This is a genomic window from Pseudomonas sp. GW823-FHT02C05, assembly GCF_058797595.1.
Genome location: NZ_JBXAJU010000005.1, coordinates 159,347 through 175,007, shown reverse-complemented (window position 1 = coordinate 175,007; position 15,661 = coordinate 159,347). Strand labels below are relative to the sequence as shown.

Genomic DNA, 15,661 nt, shown 5'->3' with positions numbered 1-15,661 from the left:
ACGGGCTATGTGCTGCCTGCAGGAGCGAAGCCCTGATCAATCCGCATCACGGGGCAGCAGCAAGCCCAGCGGCAGGCGTACCCGCGCTTCCAGGCCACCATCGGGGCGGTTGCGCAGTTCGACATTGCCACCGTGCATGGCGGCAATCCGCTTGACGATGGCCAGCCCCAGCCCGGTGCCCTTGCCGCCCCGGGCACGGTCGCCACGGGTGAAGGGGTTGAAGATCGCTTCCAGTTCCGAAGGATCGATCCCCGCGCCACGGTCCATCACGCTGAGCACCACATAGGGCGCATTGGTGTCACCGGACACATAGGCCGCCACTTCCACTTCCGTACCCGCATGATTCAAGGCGTTACCGATCAGGTTGTTGAGCAGGCGCTTCATCGACACCCGGCGCAGCGGGAACGGCTGGATCGGCTCCAGGCGCAGGTGCACCCGTTCTTCGTTCTGGTTGTAGGGCGCCGCCACTTCCTGCACCAGATCGCCCAGGTCCACCTCTTCCACCGACTCGTCGCGCCCATCGCGAATGAAGGCCAGGAACTGGTCGAGAATGGCGTCCATGTCCTCGATATCCCGCACCATGTCGTCGGTCAGGTCAGTGTGATCGCCCATCAATTCCAGGGACAGGCGCAGCCGGGTCAGCGGCGTGCGCAGGTCGTGGGACACCCCGGCCAGCATCAACTCCCGTTCTCGCCCTGCCTGTTCCACGTCCTCGGCCATCTGGTTGAACGCGCGGTAGACCTCGGTCATCTCGCTGGGCGTATCGCTGATGGGCAGGCGCACGCTGCGTCCCTGGCCCAGTTGCCGGGCGGCATACACCAGGCGCTTGAGGGGCTGGTTGAGCTGGCTGACGAAGATCCAGGCCGAGGCGGTGGACAAGAGGCCAATGGCCAGGAACCAGCCCAGCACGCTCCAGATCTTCTGCCCCCGCAGCGGATGGGGGTACAGCGGCACCTTGAGCCAGCCGTCCCCCAGGCTCGGCGCCCGCACCCAGAGCGCCGGCGGCGCATGCATGCGCAGGCGCACTTCGGTGTCGGCGCCCAGTTCGGCCTGCATCTGCCGCTGGTAGATCTCGCTGTAGGGCCAATGCTGCTCGCCGGCCGGTACGCCGCTGCCCACCACCTTGATCAGGCCGGCAGCCTCGGCGATCTGGTCACGGTTGGATTCATCGGCGGCCCAGTAGGCGCGCAGGGTCAGGGCCACGCCGTGGCTGTACTGCCGGTCCACCAGCACGTCCTCGTTCATCAACAGATAAACCAGGGTCAATGCCTTGGAAAACAGCACCACGATCAGCACCAGCCACAGGGTGCGGGAGAAGAAACTCTGGGGGAACCACAGCGGGGTTTTCATAACAGCCACTACACACTTTGCAGGAGCGACTCGCGCTCGCACCGTTGCGGAATGCGAACGCCCGGGTCGTTACCGGCCCGGGCGTTGGCTCCTACAAATCAATGATCACTTGGTCGCGGTGCCATCCGGCACAAAGACATAACCCACGCCCCAGACGGTCTGGATGTAGCGCGGCTTGGAAGGATCGGGCTCGATCATCCGACGCAGGCGGGAGATCTGCACGTCAATGGAGCGCTCCAGGGCGTCCCATTCGCGACCACGGGCCAGGTTCATCAACTTGTCCCGGGTCAGCGGCTGGCGGGCGTTCATCACCAGCGCCTTGAGCACCGCGAATTCACCGGTGGTGAGCATGTGCACTTCATTGCCGCGCTTGAGCTCGCGGGTGGCCAGGGACAACTCGTAGTCGCCGAAGGTCACGCTTTCGTCTTCGCTGCCCGGCGCACCCGGCACCGGGGCGGACTGGCGACGCAATACGGCCTTGACCCGCGCCATCAGCTCGTCGGGGTTGAACGGCTTGGCCAGGTAATCGTCGGCGCCCAGTTCCAGGCCCTTGATGCGGCTCAGCTCGTCGCCCTTGGCGGTGAGCATGATGATCGGAATCTGGTTGTTCGCGCTGCGCAGGCGGCGGCATGCGGTCAAGCCGTCTTCGCCGGGCAGCATCAGGTCGAGTACCACCAGGTTGAACACTTCGCGACCCAGCAGGCGGTCCATTTGCTCGGTGTTCGGTACTGCGCGGGCACGGTAGCCCTTGCTGACGAAGAAACGCTCCAGCAGGCTGCTCAGCCCCGGGTCGTCGTCAACAATAAGAATTTTTTCGCCTTCAGCAGTTTGTACAGTGCTGCTCATTGGATGCTCCTCTAATCTCGGTGCGCATTATGGCGTAGCTGCCGTTATACGCACCGAGTGCATTGTTAGCAGATTTTTCCTCTATCGCCAGCAAACCCGCTGTCGGCCTGAGGCTGGCGATCACCCCGCAACGGCTAACGCTGGGTATAATGCGCCGCCTTTTGTGTTGGGCAATATCTGATCAGTACGCCTGCGGCCGGTTTATTTTTTTACCCGGGCCGGCAGTATTTTTTCGATTTCACGGGTCAACAGGCAGCCTTTTGATCCAGGTGGCGGCGCGTGCCAGGCCGCTCAACCAGACTCGCCGGGCCTTATTTTCGTGCCCGCGGGCCTGCTTTCACAATTTGTCAGGTGGTTTTATGGACAGCATCAACAGCCGCATTGCCGAGGAACTCGGCGTACGCCCACAACAGGTCGAAGCGGCCGTCGCTCTATTGGATGAAGGCTCCACCGTGCCCTTCATCGCCCGCTACCGGAAAGAAGTCACCGGCAGCCTCGATGACACCCAGCTGCGTCATCTGGAAGAGCGCCTGCGCTACATGCGAGAACTCGACGAACGGCGGATCAGCATCCTGGCCAGCATCGAAGAGCAAGGCAAGCTGACCCCGGAACTGGCCCGCGACATCAAGCTGGCCGACACCAAGACCCGCCTCGAAGACCTTTACCTGCCTTATAAGCAGAAGCGCCGCACCAAGGGCCAGATCGCCCTGGAAGCCGGCCTCGGCGAACTGGCCGACGGCCTGTTCAACGACCCGAACCTGGCTCCGGAAACCGAAGCCGCACGCTTCGTCGACGCCGAAAAAGGCGTGGCCGACGTCAAGGCCGCCCTGGAAGGCGCCAAGTACATCCTGATGGAGCGCTTCGCCGAAGACGCCAGCCTGCTGGAAAAGCTGCGCAATTTCCTCAAGCAGGAAGCCACCATCAGCGCCCGCGTGATCGCCGGCAAGGAAGAGGAAGGCGCCAAGTTCCGCGACTACTTCGAACACGATGAACCACTCAAAAGCATGCCGTCGCACCGCGCCCTGGCAATTTTCCGTGGCCGCAACGAAGGCATTCTCAGCTCCGCGCTGAAAGTCGGTGACGAACTGCCGGGCACCATGCACCCGTGCGAAGGCATGATCGGCCAGCAATTCGGCATCCAGAACCAGAACCGCCCGGCCGACAAATGGCTCGGCGAAGTGGTGCGCTGGACCTGGAAGGTCAAGCTCTACACCCACCTGGAAACCGACCTGCTGGGCGAACTGCGCGATGGCGCGGAAACCGAGGCGATCAACGTCTTCGCCCACAACCTGCACGACCTGCTGCTGGCCGCTCCGGCCGGCCCGCGCGCCACCCTGGGCCTGGACCCGGGCCTGCGCACCGGCTGCAAGGTGGCGGTGGTGGATGCCACCGGCAAGCTGCTGGACCACGCCACCGTCTACCCCCATGTGCCGCATAACAAATGGGACCAGACTCTGGGCATTCTGGCTGCCCTGTGCGCCAAGCACTCGGTGGACCTGATCGCCATCGGCAACGGCACCGCCAGCCGGGAAACCGACAAGCTGGCGGCCGAGCTGATCAAGAAATACCCGGCCATGAAGATGACCAAGGTCATGGTCTCCGAAGCCGGTGCATCGGTGTACTCGGCCTCGGAGCTGGCGGCCAAGGAATTCCCGGACCTGGACGTATCGATCCGTGGCGCGGTGTCCATCGCCCGCCGCCTGCAGGATCCACTGGCCGAGCTGGTGAAGATCGACCCCAAGTCCATCGGTGTCGGCCAGTACCAGCACGATGTCTCGCAACTGAAACTGGCCCGTGGCCTGGACGCGGTGGTGGAAGACTGCGTGAACGCCGTGGGCGTCGACGTCAACACCGCCTCCGTGGCCCTGCTGGCGCGGATCTCCGGCCTCAACGCGACCCTGGCGCAGAACATCGTCAGCCACCGCGACGAACACGGTGCCTTCAAGACCCGCGCCGCGCTGAAAAAAGTCGCCCGCCTGGGTGAAAAGACCTTCGAACAGGCCGCCGGCTTCCTGCGTGTGATGAACGGCGACAACCCGCTGGACGCTTCCGCAGTGCACCCGGAAGCCTACCCGCTGGTACAACGCATCGCTGCCGACACCGGCCGCGACATCCGCTCGCTGATCGGCGACAGCGGCTTCCTCAAGCGCCTGGACCCGAAAAAGTTCACCGACGAAACCTTCGGCCTGCCCACCGTCACCGACATCCTCCAGGAACTGGACAAGCCCGGCCGCGACCCGCGCCCCGAGTTCAAGACCGCCGAGTTCCAGGACGGTGTCGAAGACCTCAAGGACCTGCAACTGGGGATGATCCTCGAAGGCGTGGTGACCAACGTCACCAATTTCGGGGCCTTCGTCGACATCGGCGTGCACCAGGACGGCCTGGTGCACATTTCGGCGCTGTCGGAGAAGTTCATCAAGGACCCACGCGAAGCGGTGAAGGCCGGTGACGTGGTGAAAGTGAAGGTCATGGAAGTCGATATCCCGCGCAAACGCGTCGGCCTGTCGATGCGCATGGGCGACACCCCGGGCGAGAAGATCGACGGTGCCCGTGGCTCCCGCCCCGGCTCGGCGCCACGCTCCTCCCAGGGCAATGCACCGCGTAAGGAGAGCGCCGCGCCCGCCCCGAGCAACAACGCCATGGCCTCGCTGTTCGCCAACGCCAAGCAGTTGAAGAAACGCTGATGCAGATCCCTGCCGGCCTGACCGAAAGCGCCTTCAGCCAATTGCTCGGCTGCCGTCTGCAACGCCTGGAAACCGGCGAAGCGGACGTCGCCCTGGAGCTGACCCCGCAACTGCGCAATCGCGGGCAGAAGCTGCACGGCGGGGCGATCTTCAGCCTGGTGGACATTGCCATGGGGCTGGCCTGTTCCAGCACCCACGGCTTCGACCAGCAGAGCGCCACCATCGAGTGCAAGATCAACTACATCCGCGCCGTGGCCGAGGGCGAGGTGCTGTGCCGGGCCAAGGTGATCCACCCCGGCCGCCGCACCCTGGTGGTGGAAGCGGATGTGATCCAGGGCGACAAACTGGTCGCAAAAGCACAAGGCACCTTCGCGGTCCTATAGCTCCCTGTCATGTATTTGGGTTAATTTCGGCGCTGCAAAAGCGGCGTCGGAGTTTTCTGCCCGCGCTAAAGCCAGATTCAGGGATGAAGGATTGGCGTTTTCAGGCGAGTCGGCTTGACTCAAAAACCAGGCGAAAACGCCAGTTTTAACTTCACCCTTGTAGACCGTCCTGCCCACCCCCATATTGGGGCGACTGACGCGTGAAGGAATCCAACTTGAGCGAACTTCTCAACCGCCGCCTGGCTCTGCTCGGCGAGCGCGCTAACCTCTCTCTGCTCGAGCAGTGCCTGCACGGTATCGAACGTGAATGCCTGCGTGTCACCGGCGAAGGCCGCCTGGCACAGACCCCGCACCCGGAAGAACTGGGTTCCGCGCTGACCAACGAACAGATCACCACGGACTACTCCGAGTCGCTGCTGGAGTTCATCACCCCGGCCCTCAAGGACCCGGCGGACACCCTGGCCAGCCTCGACAAGATTCATCGCTTCGCCTACAGCAAGCTCGGCAACGAGTACCTGTGGAGTCCATCGATGCCGTGCCCGTTGCCGGCCGAGGAAGATATCCCCATCGCCTACTACGGCACCTCCAACATCGGTCAGCTCAAGTACGTGTACCGCAAGGGCCTGGCCCTGCGCTACGGCAAGACCATGCAGTGCATTGCCGGGATCCACTACAACTTTTCCCTGCCAGAACAGCTATGGCCGCTGCTCAAGCAGGCCGAGGGCTTTGTCGGCACCGACCGTGACTACCAGTCCTCGGCCTATATCGCGCTGATCCGCAATTTCCGTCGCTACAGCTGGCTGCTGATGTACCTGTTCGGTGCCTCGCCGGCCCTGGACGCGGGCTTCCTGCGCGGCCGCTCGCACCAGCTGGAGCAGTTGGACGCCGAGACCCTGTACCTGCCCTACGCCACCAGCCTGCGCATGAGCGACCTGGGCTACCAGAGCAAGGCCCAGGCCGGCCTGACCCCTTGCTACAACGACCTGAACAGCTACACCGACAGCCTGCGCAAGGCCGTGGCCACGCCCTACGCGCCCTATGTGGAAGTCGGCACCCACAAGGATGGCGAGTGGGTGCAACTGAACACCAACATCCTGCAGATCGAAAACGAGTACTACTCCAACATCCGCCCCAAGCGCGTGACCTACACCGGCGAGCGGCCGATCCAGGCGCTGATGGCCCGGGGTATCCAGTACGTCGAAGTACGCTGCCTGGACATCAACCCGTTCCTGCCACTGGGCATCGACATCCAGGAAGCTCGCTTCCTCGACGCCTTCCTGCTGTATTGCGCACTCAACGACAGCCCGCTGTTCGAGAACAACGAGTGCGGCAATGCCACCTCGAACTTCCTCGCCGTGGTCAAGGAAGGCCGGCGCCCGGGCCTGCAACTGCAACGCCAGGGCCAGCCGGTGGAAATGAAGGAGTGGGCCGCCCAACTGCTGGAGCAGATCGCCCCTCTGGCCGCCCTGCTCGACCAGAGCCATGGCAGCGACGTGCACAGCAAGGCCCTGGACGCCCAATTGGCCAAGGTCAAGGATTCGTCCCTGACCCCTTCGGCCCAGGTGCTGGCGGCCATGAGCGAGCACAAGGAGAGCTTCACCCAGTTCTCCCTGCGCCAGAGCCAGGCCCATGCCGAGTACTTCCGCAGCCAGGCCCTGAGCAAGGAAGAGCAAGCCGCGTTCGAAGAAGCGGCGCGCAAATCCCTGGAACAGCAGACCGAGCTTGAACAGAACGAGGTGGGTGATTTCGACGTGTTCGTCGGTGCCTACCAGGCCAGCATCCTGGCCATCAGCAACTGACGCTTCGCCGGCCGGCTCCTACACCCCTCCCGTAGGAGCCGGCTTGCCGGCGAACAACACGCTGCATATTCCCCTCATAAGCTAATGCAAATAAGTTATTTATTTCTGCATTCTTAGATCATTTAGTCTCCTCCCACGCCGATCACCGGCCGCCTATGAGGAGCCTCCCATGAAACTGCATTTCCCCCTTCGCCTCCTGGCGGCCGCGTCCCTGGCCGCAGCGAGTTTCTTCGCCCAGGCGGCCGACGTCACCGTCGCCTACCAGACCACCGTCGACCCGGCCAAGGTCGCGCAAGCCGATGGCAGCTATGAAAAAGCCACCCAGGCCAAGATCAACTGGCGCAAATTCGATAACGGCGCCGACGTCATCGCCGCCATCGCTTCCGGCGATGTGCAGATCGGCTACCTGGGCTCCAGCCCGCTGACCGCCGCCATCACCCGCAAGGTGCCGGTGCAGACCTTCCTCATCGCCACCCAGATCGGCGCCGCCGAAGCCCTGGTGGCCCGGGACGGTTCCGGGATCAAGAGCCCTCAGGATCTGGTCGGCAAGAAAGTCGCCGTGCCCTTCGTTTCCACCGGCCACTACAGCCTGCTGGCAGCCCTGAAGCACTGGAACATCGACCCCTCGAAAGTGCAGATACTCAACCTCGCGCCACCGGCGATCATCGCCGCCTGGAAGCGCGGCGATATCGATGCCACCTACGTCTGGGACCCGGCCCTGGGCGTGGCCAAGGAAAACGGCAAGGTGCTGATCACCTCCGGTGAACTGGCCAAGTTCGGCGCGCCGACCTTCGATGCCTGGATCGTGCGCAAGGATTTTGCCGAGAAGCATCCGGAAATCGTCACGGCCTTCGCCAAGGTGACCCTGGATGCCTACGCCCAGTACCGCAAGGACCCGCAAGCCTGGCTGGCCAACCAGGGCAACGTCGACAAGCTGGTGAAGCTCTCCGGGGCCAAGGCCAGCGATATTCCGCTGCTGCTGCAGGGCAACGTCTACCCGCTGGCCGCCGACCAGGTGGTCAGCCTCGGTGCGCCGACCACCAAGGCCATCACCGACACCGCCGCGTTCCTCAAGGAGCAGGGCAAGGTGGAGGCAGTGCTGCCGGACTACGCCCCCTACGTCAGCGCCAAGTTCATCCCTGAATAACCCGCGTCAGGACAGGAGATAGCCGTCATGGCCTTGCTACAACTGGAGCGCATCAGCGCACAGTACCCCGGCGCCGCCGAACCGGTGCTGGCGGATATTTCCCTGACCCTGGGGCCACAGCAACTGCTGGTCGCCCTGGGCCCTTCCGGCAGCGGCAAGACCTCGCTGCTGAACCTGATTGCCGGCTTCGTCGAACCCAGCGCCGGGCGCATCCAGCTCGATGGCGTACCGGTGCAGGGCCCCAGCGCCGAACGCGGCGTGGTGTTCCAGGACGATGCCCTGCTGCCCTGGCAGGACGTGCTGGGCAACGTCGCCTTCGGCCTGGAGCTGGCCGGCGTGGCCCGCGACAAGCGCGAAGCCCGGGCTCGGGAAATGCTTGCCCTGGTGGACCTGGCCGGCTTCGACAAGCGCCGCATCTGGCAGCTCTCCGGTGGCCAGAAGCAGCGTGTGGGCCTGGCCCGCGCCCTGGCGGCCGACCCGCGGGTGCTGCTGATGGACGAACCCTTCGGTGCCCTGGATGCCTTCACTCGCGAGCAGATGCAGGAGCTGTTGCTGCAAGTCTGGCGGCGCACTGCCAAGCCGGTGTTCCTGATTACCCACGACATCGAGGAAGCGGTGTTCCTGGCCACCGACCTGATTCTCCTGGCGCCCAACCCGGGGCAGATCGTCGAACGCCTGAACCTGGACTTCGGCCAGCGCTACGCCGCCGGCGAGTCGGCGCGGGCGATCAAGTCCGACCCGCGGTTCATCGAAACCCGCGAACACGTGCTGGCCCGGGTGTTCTCCCAGCGCAGCGCCACCCAGCAGCAGGAGCGGCCATGAGCAGCTACGAGATTCCCGCCACCGCCACCGGCGAGGCCAACCCCAAAGCGCCACAAATCGCGCGCCGCAGCCTGAGCACCCGCTGGATCAGCGTGCTGACCCTGGTGGTCCTGCTGGCCTTGTGGTGGGCCGTCACCGCCACCGGCCTGATCGAGCCGCTGTTCCTGCCGCCCCCTTCTGCGGTGCTGCAAAAGGGCTGGTTGCTGGCCACCAGCGGCTACATGGATTCCACCCTATGGCAGCACCTGGCGGCGAGCCTGCAACGCATCGGCCTGGCCCTGGGCTTTGCCGTGCTGACGGCGATTCCGGTGGGCATCGCCATCGGCGCCAACCGCATCGCCCGTGGCGTGCTCGACCCTTTGATCGAGTTCTACCGGCCGATTCCGCCCCTGGCCTACCTGCCGCTGATCGTCATCTGGTGCGGCATTGGCGAGCTGTCCAAGGTGCTGCTGATCTACCTTGCGATCTTCGCCCCGATCGCCATCGCCACCGCCACCGGCGTGCGCACCGTGGACCCGGCGAAGCTGCGCGCCGCCCAGTCCCTGGGGGCTACCCGGGCCCAGCTGATTCGCCATGTGATCCTGCCCAGCGCCTTGCCGGACATCCTCACCGGCGTGCGCATCGGCCTGGGCGTGGGCTGGTCGACCCTGGTGGCGGCAGAGCTGATTGCCGCCACCAGCGGCCTGGGTTTCATGGTGCAGTCCGCCGCGCAATTCCTGGTCACCGATGTGGTGGTGCTGGGGATCCTGGTGATTGCCCTGATCGCCTTCGCCATGGAAATGGGCCTGCGCGCCCTGCAGCGCAAGCTGGTGCCCTGGCATGGCCAGAGCCACTGACTGGCGCCTGCCTTGCGTCGATTGCCTAGGCTGTCTGTACCGCTGCCGAGCCCCCGCGAAGCTGTGACCGAGCGCACAGCGCTCGCAGCGATCGACCAGGACGACCGCGCTGCAAGGGTTTGCGTCTGCTGCGCAGCCGTTCGCAGCCTCGCCAAGGCTCGGCAGCGGCTACAAGAGCCGTGCATGCCAGCGATTTCAAGATTGATGCAGATAAACCGAATCCGACCACGCCGACGTCCGGCGCCGTACAAGAGAACGACCATGAGCCTGACCATCACTCCTCTAAGCTCCGCCCTCGGCGCCCAGATCGGCGGCATCGATATCAGCCAGCCCTTGAGCATCGAACATCGTGACGCCATCGAGCAGGCGCTGCTCAAGCACCAGGTACTGTTCTTTCGCAACCAGCCGGTCACCCCGCAGCAGCAGGCGCGTTTCGCCGCCTGCTTCGGCGACCTGCACATCCACCCGATCTACCCCAATGTGCCGGAGCAGCCGGAGGTATTGATCCTCGATACCGCCGAGACCGACGTGCGCGACAACGCCATCTGGCACACCGACGTAACCTTTCTGCCGACCCCGGCCCTGGGCGCGGTGCTCAGCGCCAAGCTGCTGCCGGAGTTCGGCGGCGATACCCTGTGGGCCAGCGGCATTGCCGCCTACGAGGCGCTGTCGGAGCCGATGAAGAATCTGCTGCAGGGCCTGACCGCGACCCACGACTTCACTAAGTCCTTCCCTCTGGAGCGCTTCGGCAACACCACCGAGGACCTGGCGCGCTGGGAAGAAACCCGGCGCAAGAACCCGCCGCTGTCGCACCCGGTGATCCGCACGCACCCGGTGAGCGGGCGCAAGTCGCTGTTCGTCAACGACGGCTTCACCACCCGGATCAACGAGCTGTCGGAAAGCGAAAGCGCAGCCATCCTGCAACTGCTGTTCGCCCACGCCACCCGCCCGGAATTCACCATTCGCTGGCGCTGGCAGGAGAACGACATTGCCTTCTGGGACAACCGCGTGACCCAGCACTATGCGGTGGACGACTACCGTCCACAGCGCCGGGTGATGCAGCGCGCGACCATTCTTGGGGATGTGCCGTTCTTGCGCTGAAACGCGGGGATGCAGCAAACCCCGGCCGCGCTGCATGAGCGGGGCCGGGGCCACTGGTTATTTGACGCCGGCGGGGGCTTTCTTCTTGCGATTGCCGATATGGATCGCCTGGCCATTCACGGCCAGCGCGGCTTCATGCAGGGCTTCGGACAGGGTCGGATGGGAGAACACCATCATCCCCAGGTCCTCGGCACTGGTGCCGAACTCCATGCCGATGGCCCCTTCCTGAACCAGCTCCGCCGCGCCCGGCCCGATCACATGCACGCCCAGCACGCGGTCGGTGCCTGCATCGGCAATCACCTTGACCAGCCCGGCGGTGTCGTTGGCCGCCATGGCCCGGCTGCTGGCAGCGAACGGGAAGGTGCCGATGTTCAACTCGACGCCCTCGGCCTTGAGGGCCTGCTCGGTCTGGCCGACCCAGGCGATTTCCGGGTGGGTGTAGATTACCGAGGGGATCAGGTCGTAGTTCAACGGGTGCCGATGCCCGGCAATCCCCTCGGCCACCATCACCCCCTCTTCAGAAGCCTTGTGCGCCAGCATCGGGCCGCGTACCACGTCGCCAATGGCGAACACCCCGGGGACGCTGGTGCAGCACTGGCCATCGACGTGGATAAAACCGCGTTCGTCCAAGTGCACGCCGCTGTCGGCGGCCAACAGATCGGTGGTCAGGGGGCGGCGACCGACGGCGACGATCAGCCGGTCGAACACCTGCTGCTTGTCCTCGCCGGCCTCACTGAGGCTGACCTTGACGCTGTCGCCCTGCACTTCGCAGGCCGTCACCCGGGCGCCCAGGCGGATATCCAGGCCCTGCTTGCCGAGGATCTTCTGCGCCTCCTTGGCGATCTGCGCATCCACCGCCGGGAGGAAGCTGTCGAGGGCTTCCAGCACCGTGACTTCAGCCCCCAGGCGTGCCCAGACCGACCCCAGTTCCAGGCCGATGACGCCGGCACCGATCACCCCGAGGCGCTTGGGCACCTGGGTGAATTCCAGGGCGCCGGTGGAGTCCACTATCACCTCGCCGGCCAGGGGCGCCGCGGGAATGTCGATCGGCCGCGAGCCGGGAGCCAGGATGATATTGCCGGCGCTGATGCGTTGCGTGCTGCCATCGGCGGCGGTGACTTCCACTTCCTTGTTGGCCAGCAGCTTGCCGTGACCTTCCAGCAGGGCCACGCCATTGGCCTTGAACAGCGAGGCAATGCCGCCGTTGAAATTGCGCACCACGTTGTCCTTGCGCGCCAGCATGGCCGGTACATCCATCTGCGGATTGCGGATGGCGATGCCGTGCACTTCGAATCCGTTGCGCGCTTCGTAGTAGTGGTGGGAACTGTCCAGCAGTGCCTTGGAGGGAATGCAGCCAACGTTCAGGCACGTCCCGCCCAGGGCGGTCTTGCCATCCTTGCCCTTGTAGCGCTCGATGCAGACTGTCTTGAGCCCCAGTTGCGCGGCCCGGATGGCGGCGACATAGCCGCCGGGACCCGCACCAATAACGATCACATCGTAACTTTCACTCATAGGTTGCCGTCCTTTGCACAGACAAACTCGACCACGGCCTCCATGGTCGCGCTGTCCTTGAGAATTTTCAGATGGCCCAACCCGCGAGTCTGCAAGACCCGCCGGTGTCGCAAGCCTTCGGCGAAGGATTGCAGGTCATCTGCCGGGACTTCCTGATCCTGCTGGTCATGCACCAGCAGCACCGGGACCTCCACCTGGCGCCCATAACGGCTGACCGCCAGGCTGGCCATGTCCTTCTGATAGCGTTGCTCAACCAGAAGTTGCATGCGTTGCCTGACGTCATCGTTGATCCACAAAAATGCGCCAAAGCGCCGGACCACGTTTTCGATATCGGCCGGCGCGGCCACCAGGACCGCCCGCTGGAAACCCTTGCCGACCGGAGTGCTCAAGGCATACCCGGCGGCAGCGCCGCCCAGGGAGTGACCAATCACGGTGTCGAAGGGCCCCAGTTGCTTTTGCACCTGGTCGAGCATGCTGACGAAGGTCGGCAGCGAGGCCTGCCGACCGCCGCTGCCGCCATGGCCGATGCAGTCGAAGGAGAGGACCTCGCAGCCCTCCTCCAGCAACAGCGGGATCAGGTACTGCCACTGGGTGCTGGCGCCACTCCAACCGTGCACCAGCACCACGCGGCGCCGGACCTGCGGTGGAGTCCAGCGAAAGCAGCGCAGGCGCCCCTGGTCGGTTTCCAGGTCCTGCACCGTGGCGCTGGGCAAGGTCTGCGGAAAATGCTGGCGCAGCCGTTGTGGCGTCGTGAACATCTTCAGCGCCCGTGCTGCAGCGCGCTGGGGAAAAAGCCGCGACTCAATCCAGAAGCTGCAGCGAAGCAGCCCCAGAACCCCGTTGTAAATGCCCTTGAAGAGCATCTTCCTGAAGCTGTTGCGCCGGCCCCTGGCAGGTGCCGGCCTTGGCTCTTGGGTCGCCATCTTCCTTCCTCATCGACTACAGAATTCAAGCGCTGGGCTACAGCTTCACCATGTTGAAGTCCAACTTGCTCACGCCGCATTCCGGGCAGGTCCAATCCTCGGCAATGTCGTCCCAGGCGGTGCCCGGAGGCACCCCCGAATCCGGATCGCCAAGGCGTTGATCGTAGATCCAGCCACAGATCAGGCACATCCACAGGCCGGACTCGGCCACAGCGTTTTCAGCGTAGGTGCTCATGGGTGGTCAACCATCATCAAAGGGTTATGCGTTGTTCTCATGCGCTGGCCTGGGCCACTTCGGCCACCTTGACGTTCTCCACGAGGAACTGCGCCACCTGCTCCAGCACCGCGGCATCGGAGAGGATCCGCACATGCCCGAGCCCGGACACCGGCTCCAGCTTGGCCCATGGCATCAGCGTGGTGATCTGCTGCGCTTCGCAGAACGGCACGATCGGGTCGTTGAGGTCATGCAGCACCAGGGTTGGCAGTTGCAGGGCGTTGCCCAGCGCCGGGATATCCCAGTGCTCCACCGGCACGCCGTTGCGTTTCCACAGTTCCCGGTGCATGGCCTGGACCACCGCCGGCTTGAGCTTCAGGTAGCCGTTGGCCCAGCGCTGGATCACCACCGGCAGGTTGGCGGGCGAGCCCAGCAGGCACAGGGCCTTGATCCGATGAGTCTCGGCCAGTTCGGCCAGGGCTCCGGTGGCGGCGATCCCGCCCAGGGAATGGGCAACGATACCCACCACGTCGCCGAGGGCGACAATCGCCGCTTTCACCGCGTCCTTGAACTCGGTCATGGTGCTCAGCGAGCCCGGCGAGATGCCGTGGGCCGGCGCATCGAAGGTCGCGACCTTGAAGCCCTGGCGCTGCAGGACCCGGGTGAAGGAATACAGGCTGCGGCTGTCCGCACCCCAGCCATGGACCAGCAGGATGGTCTGGTTGCCCGTGCCCCACTGATAGCCATGGGGAACGCCGGGGATACCCTTGATATGGAAACGCTGGGCGCCCAGGGGGCTCATTTCCTTGTCCGGCTGCTTGATGTATTCCCGGGTGTAGCCGAACAGGTCGGTGGCCTTGGCCCCGGCGGTCTCCAGCGACACCGATCCCAGCACGCCCATGTAGCTGCGCAGCATCTGCTGCTTCATGGTCAACGGGCCGTTGGCGGCCCGGGCTCCGGGGGTGCTCGGGTCACCGGCCGCCTGGGCTGGTTGGTCGAAGGACTCATAGAAACCGTTCACCGGGTCGTACAGGTGGCAGCTACGCGCCACGTGCCACACGTCCTGCACGGTCATGGGCTTTTCCCGGACCATGCCGGGGAAGGCCGTCTTCAACGCGGCCTGGGCTTCGGGCAGGTTGTAGTGGGGAATGATCGGCGCCACATGGTGCGCGGTGTGCACCGAAATGTAGTGGGTCAGGAACAGCAGCCACTTGGGGTACATGTAGTCGGTGGTCAGCAGCAGGCGGCTGCTGTTGAAGCTCCAGTGTTCCTTGGTGAGGAACGGGGTCTCGTCGCTGATGTGGTGCATCATGGTGGTCAGGCTGAACCAGGCATGGGTCGCCAGCCACGGGGCGATGAAGTACAGGAACAGGCCGGTGAAGCCGGTGAAGTAGACCAGGGTCGGCAGGTAGATCAGCGCAGCCACCACCATGAACAGGATCGAGCGACGCACTTCGTTGCGCGCTTCGAGCTTGTGGAACATCGACGGACGGAAGCCCGAGTGACGCTGGTAGTTGACCGTGCCCAGCCAGAACAGCCAGGTGCGGGTGCTGCTGTAGACCAGCTTGTCCCACCAGGGCATGGCGTCATATTGCACGCGCAGCACCGGGCGCCAGTCGACGTCCATTTCCAGGTTGTTGGTGTTGGCGTGGTGCATGTTGTGCATGTGGCGCCAGCCGTGGAACGGGTACAGCAACGGCAGCAGCGCGATGTGCCCGAGGATGTGGTTGAAGCTGCGGTTGCGCGAGAACGAGTTGTGCCCGCAATCGTGAGCGACACAGAACAGGCCCCAGCCGCCCAGGCCCGCCACCAGCCACAGCGGCAGGTAGAACATCCAGTGCACGTGGGCGACCGCCACGATGGCACCGATGTAGAGCATGTAGCTGACGACGAAGCTGAGCATCCCGCGCCATACCCGCGGCTGATACAGGTGCTTGGGGATTGCGTCGGTCAGACGCAGGCCCTCGATCTCCTGAGAGCGTCGGAGCAGGTCATTGAATTTATCGTTTTTTTGCGAGGGCATCTGTGCAATGGCCATGGCCAA

At 64.4% G+C, this 15,661-nt stretch carries 13 protein-coding genes; 7 read left to right on the top strand and 6 right to left on the bottom strand.

What is annotated here, in order from left to right; genetic code table 11:
* Positions 1–36: 36 nt before the first annotated feature.
* Both AC1RGE_RS25990 and ompR read right to left on the bottom strand, forming a co-directional pair.
* Complete coding sequence (locus AC1RGE_RS25990) at positions 37–1,350, bottom strand: ATP-binding protein (RefSeq protein ID WP_011058657.1); 1,314 nt, start codon at positions 1,348–1,350, stop codon at positions 37–39.
* Positions 1,351–1,455: 105 nt separating this feature from the next.
* Complete coding sequence (gene ompR / locus AC1RGE_RS25985; protein WP_011058656.1) at positions 1,456–2,196, bottom strand: osmolarity response regulator transcription factor OmpR; 741 nt, start codon at positions 2,194–2,196, stop codon at positions 1,456–1,458.
* Between the two features lie 359 nt (positions 2,197–2,555).
* Between ompR and AC1RGE_RS25980 the strand changes: the two genes are divergently transcribed.
* The 7 genes from AC1RGE_RS25980 (at position 2,556) to tauD (ending at position 10,968) form a co-directional block, all read left to right on the top strand.
* A complete protein-coding gene (locus tag AC1RGE_RS25980) occupies positions 2,556–4,880 on the top strand; it encodes a Tex family protein (protein WP_492585250.1) in 2,325 nt (774 codons plus the stop codon).
* Entirely contained in the window at positions 4,880–5,263 is a 384-nt protein-coding gene (locus AC1RGE_RS25975) for a PaaI family thioesterase (RefSeq protein ID WP_011058654.1), read from the top strand. The genes AC1RGE_RS25980 and AC1RGE_RS25975 overlap by 1 nt, the downstream gene beginning before the upstream one ends.
* Before the next feature lie 215 nt (positions 5,264–5,478).
* A complete protein-coding gene (gene gshA, locus AC1RGE_RS25970) occupies positions 5,479–7,062 on the top strand; it encodes a glutamate--cysteine ligase (protein WP_026020196.1) in 1,584 nt (527 codons plus the stop codon).
* A 169-nt stretch (positions 7,063–7,231) separates the two neighbouring features.
* A complete protein-coding gene (tauA, locus tag AC1RGE_RS25965) occupies positions 7,232–8,209 on the top strand; it encodes a taurine ABC transporter substrate-binding protein (protein ID WP_492585248.1) in 978 nt (325 codons plus the stop codon).
* Between the two features lie 27 nt (positions 8,210–8,236).
* Complete coding sequence (gene tauB, locus AC1RGE_RS25960; RefSeq protein ID WP_011058651.1) at positions 8,237–9,031, top strand: taurine ABC transporter ATP-binding subunit; 795 nt, start codon at positions 8,237–8,239, stop codon at positions 9,029–9,031.
* Positions 9,028–9,867 (top strand): taurine ABC transporter permease TauC, encoded by an 840-nt coding sequence (tauC, locus tag AC1RGE_RS25955; protein WP_053148493.1) that lies wholly within the window; start codon positions 9,028–9,030, stop codon positions 9,865–9,867. The genes tauB and tauC overlap by 4 nt, the downstream gene beginning before the upstream one ends.
* A 261-nt stretch (positions 9,868–10,128) precedes the next feature.
* On the top strand, positions 10,129–10,968 hold the full coding sequence (gene tauD, locus AC1RGE_RS25950; protein WP_011058649.1) for a taurine dioxygenase: 840 nt from the start codon (positions 10,129–10,131) through the stop codon (positions 10,966–10,968).
* Positions 10,969–11,025: 57 nt separating this feature from the next.
* Here the strand turns inward: tauD and lpdA are convergent, their stop codons facing one another.
* The 4 genes from lpdA to AC1RGE_RS25930 all read right to left on the bottom strand — a co-directional run bounded on the left by lpdA (position 11,026) and on the right by AC1RGE_RS25930 (position 15,655).
* Positions 11,026–12,480: a dihydrolipoyl dehydrogenase gene (lpdA, locus tag AC1RGE_RS25945; protein ID WP_492585246.1), complete on the bottom strand. Its 1,455-nt coding sequence runs from the start codon at positions 12,478–12,480 to the stop codon at positions 11,026–11,028.
* Positions 12,477–13,238: an alpha/beta hydrolase gene (locus AC1RGE_RS25940; protein WP_169892889.1), complete on the bottom strand. Its 762-nt coding sequence runs from the start codon at positions 13,236–13,238 to the stop codon at positions 12,477–12,479. Before AC1RGE_RS25940 ends, lpdA begins: the two co-directional genes overlap by 4 nt.
* A gap of 202 nt (positions 13,239–13,440) precedes the next feature.
* Positions 13,441–13,638 carry a rubredoxin gene (locus tag AC1RGE_RS25935; protein ID WP_011058646.1) on the bottom strand — a complete coding sequence of 66 codons (198 nt, stop codon included), beginning with the start codon at positions 13,636–13,638 and terminating at the stop codon, positions 13,441–13,443.
* 37 nt (positions 13,639–13,675) lie between these two features.
* Positions 13,676–15,655, bottom strand: a complete 1,980-nt coding sequence (locus AC1RGE_RS25930) for an alpha/beta fold hydrolase (RefSeq protein ID WP_015633761.1) — start codon at positions 15,653–15,655, stop codon at positions 13,676–13,678.
* Positions 15,656–15,661: the final 6 nt, after the last annotated feature.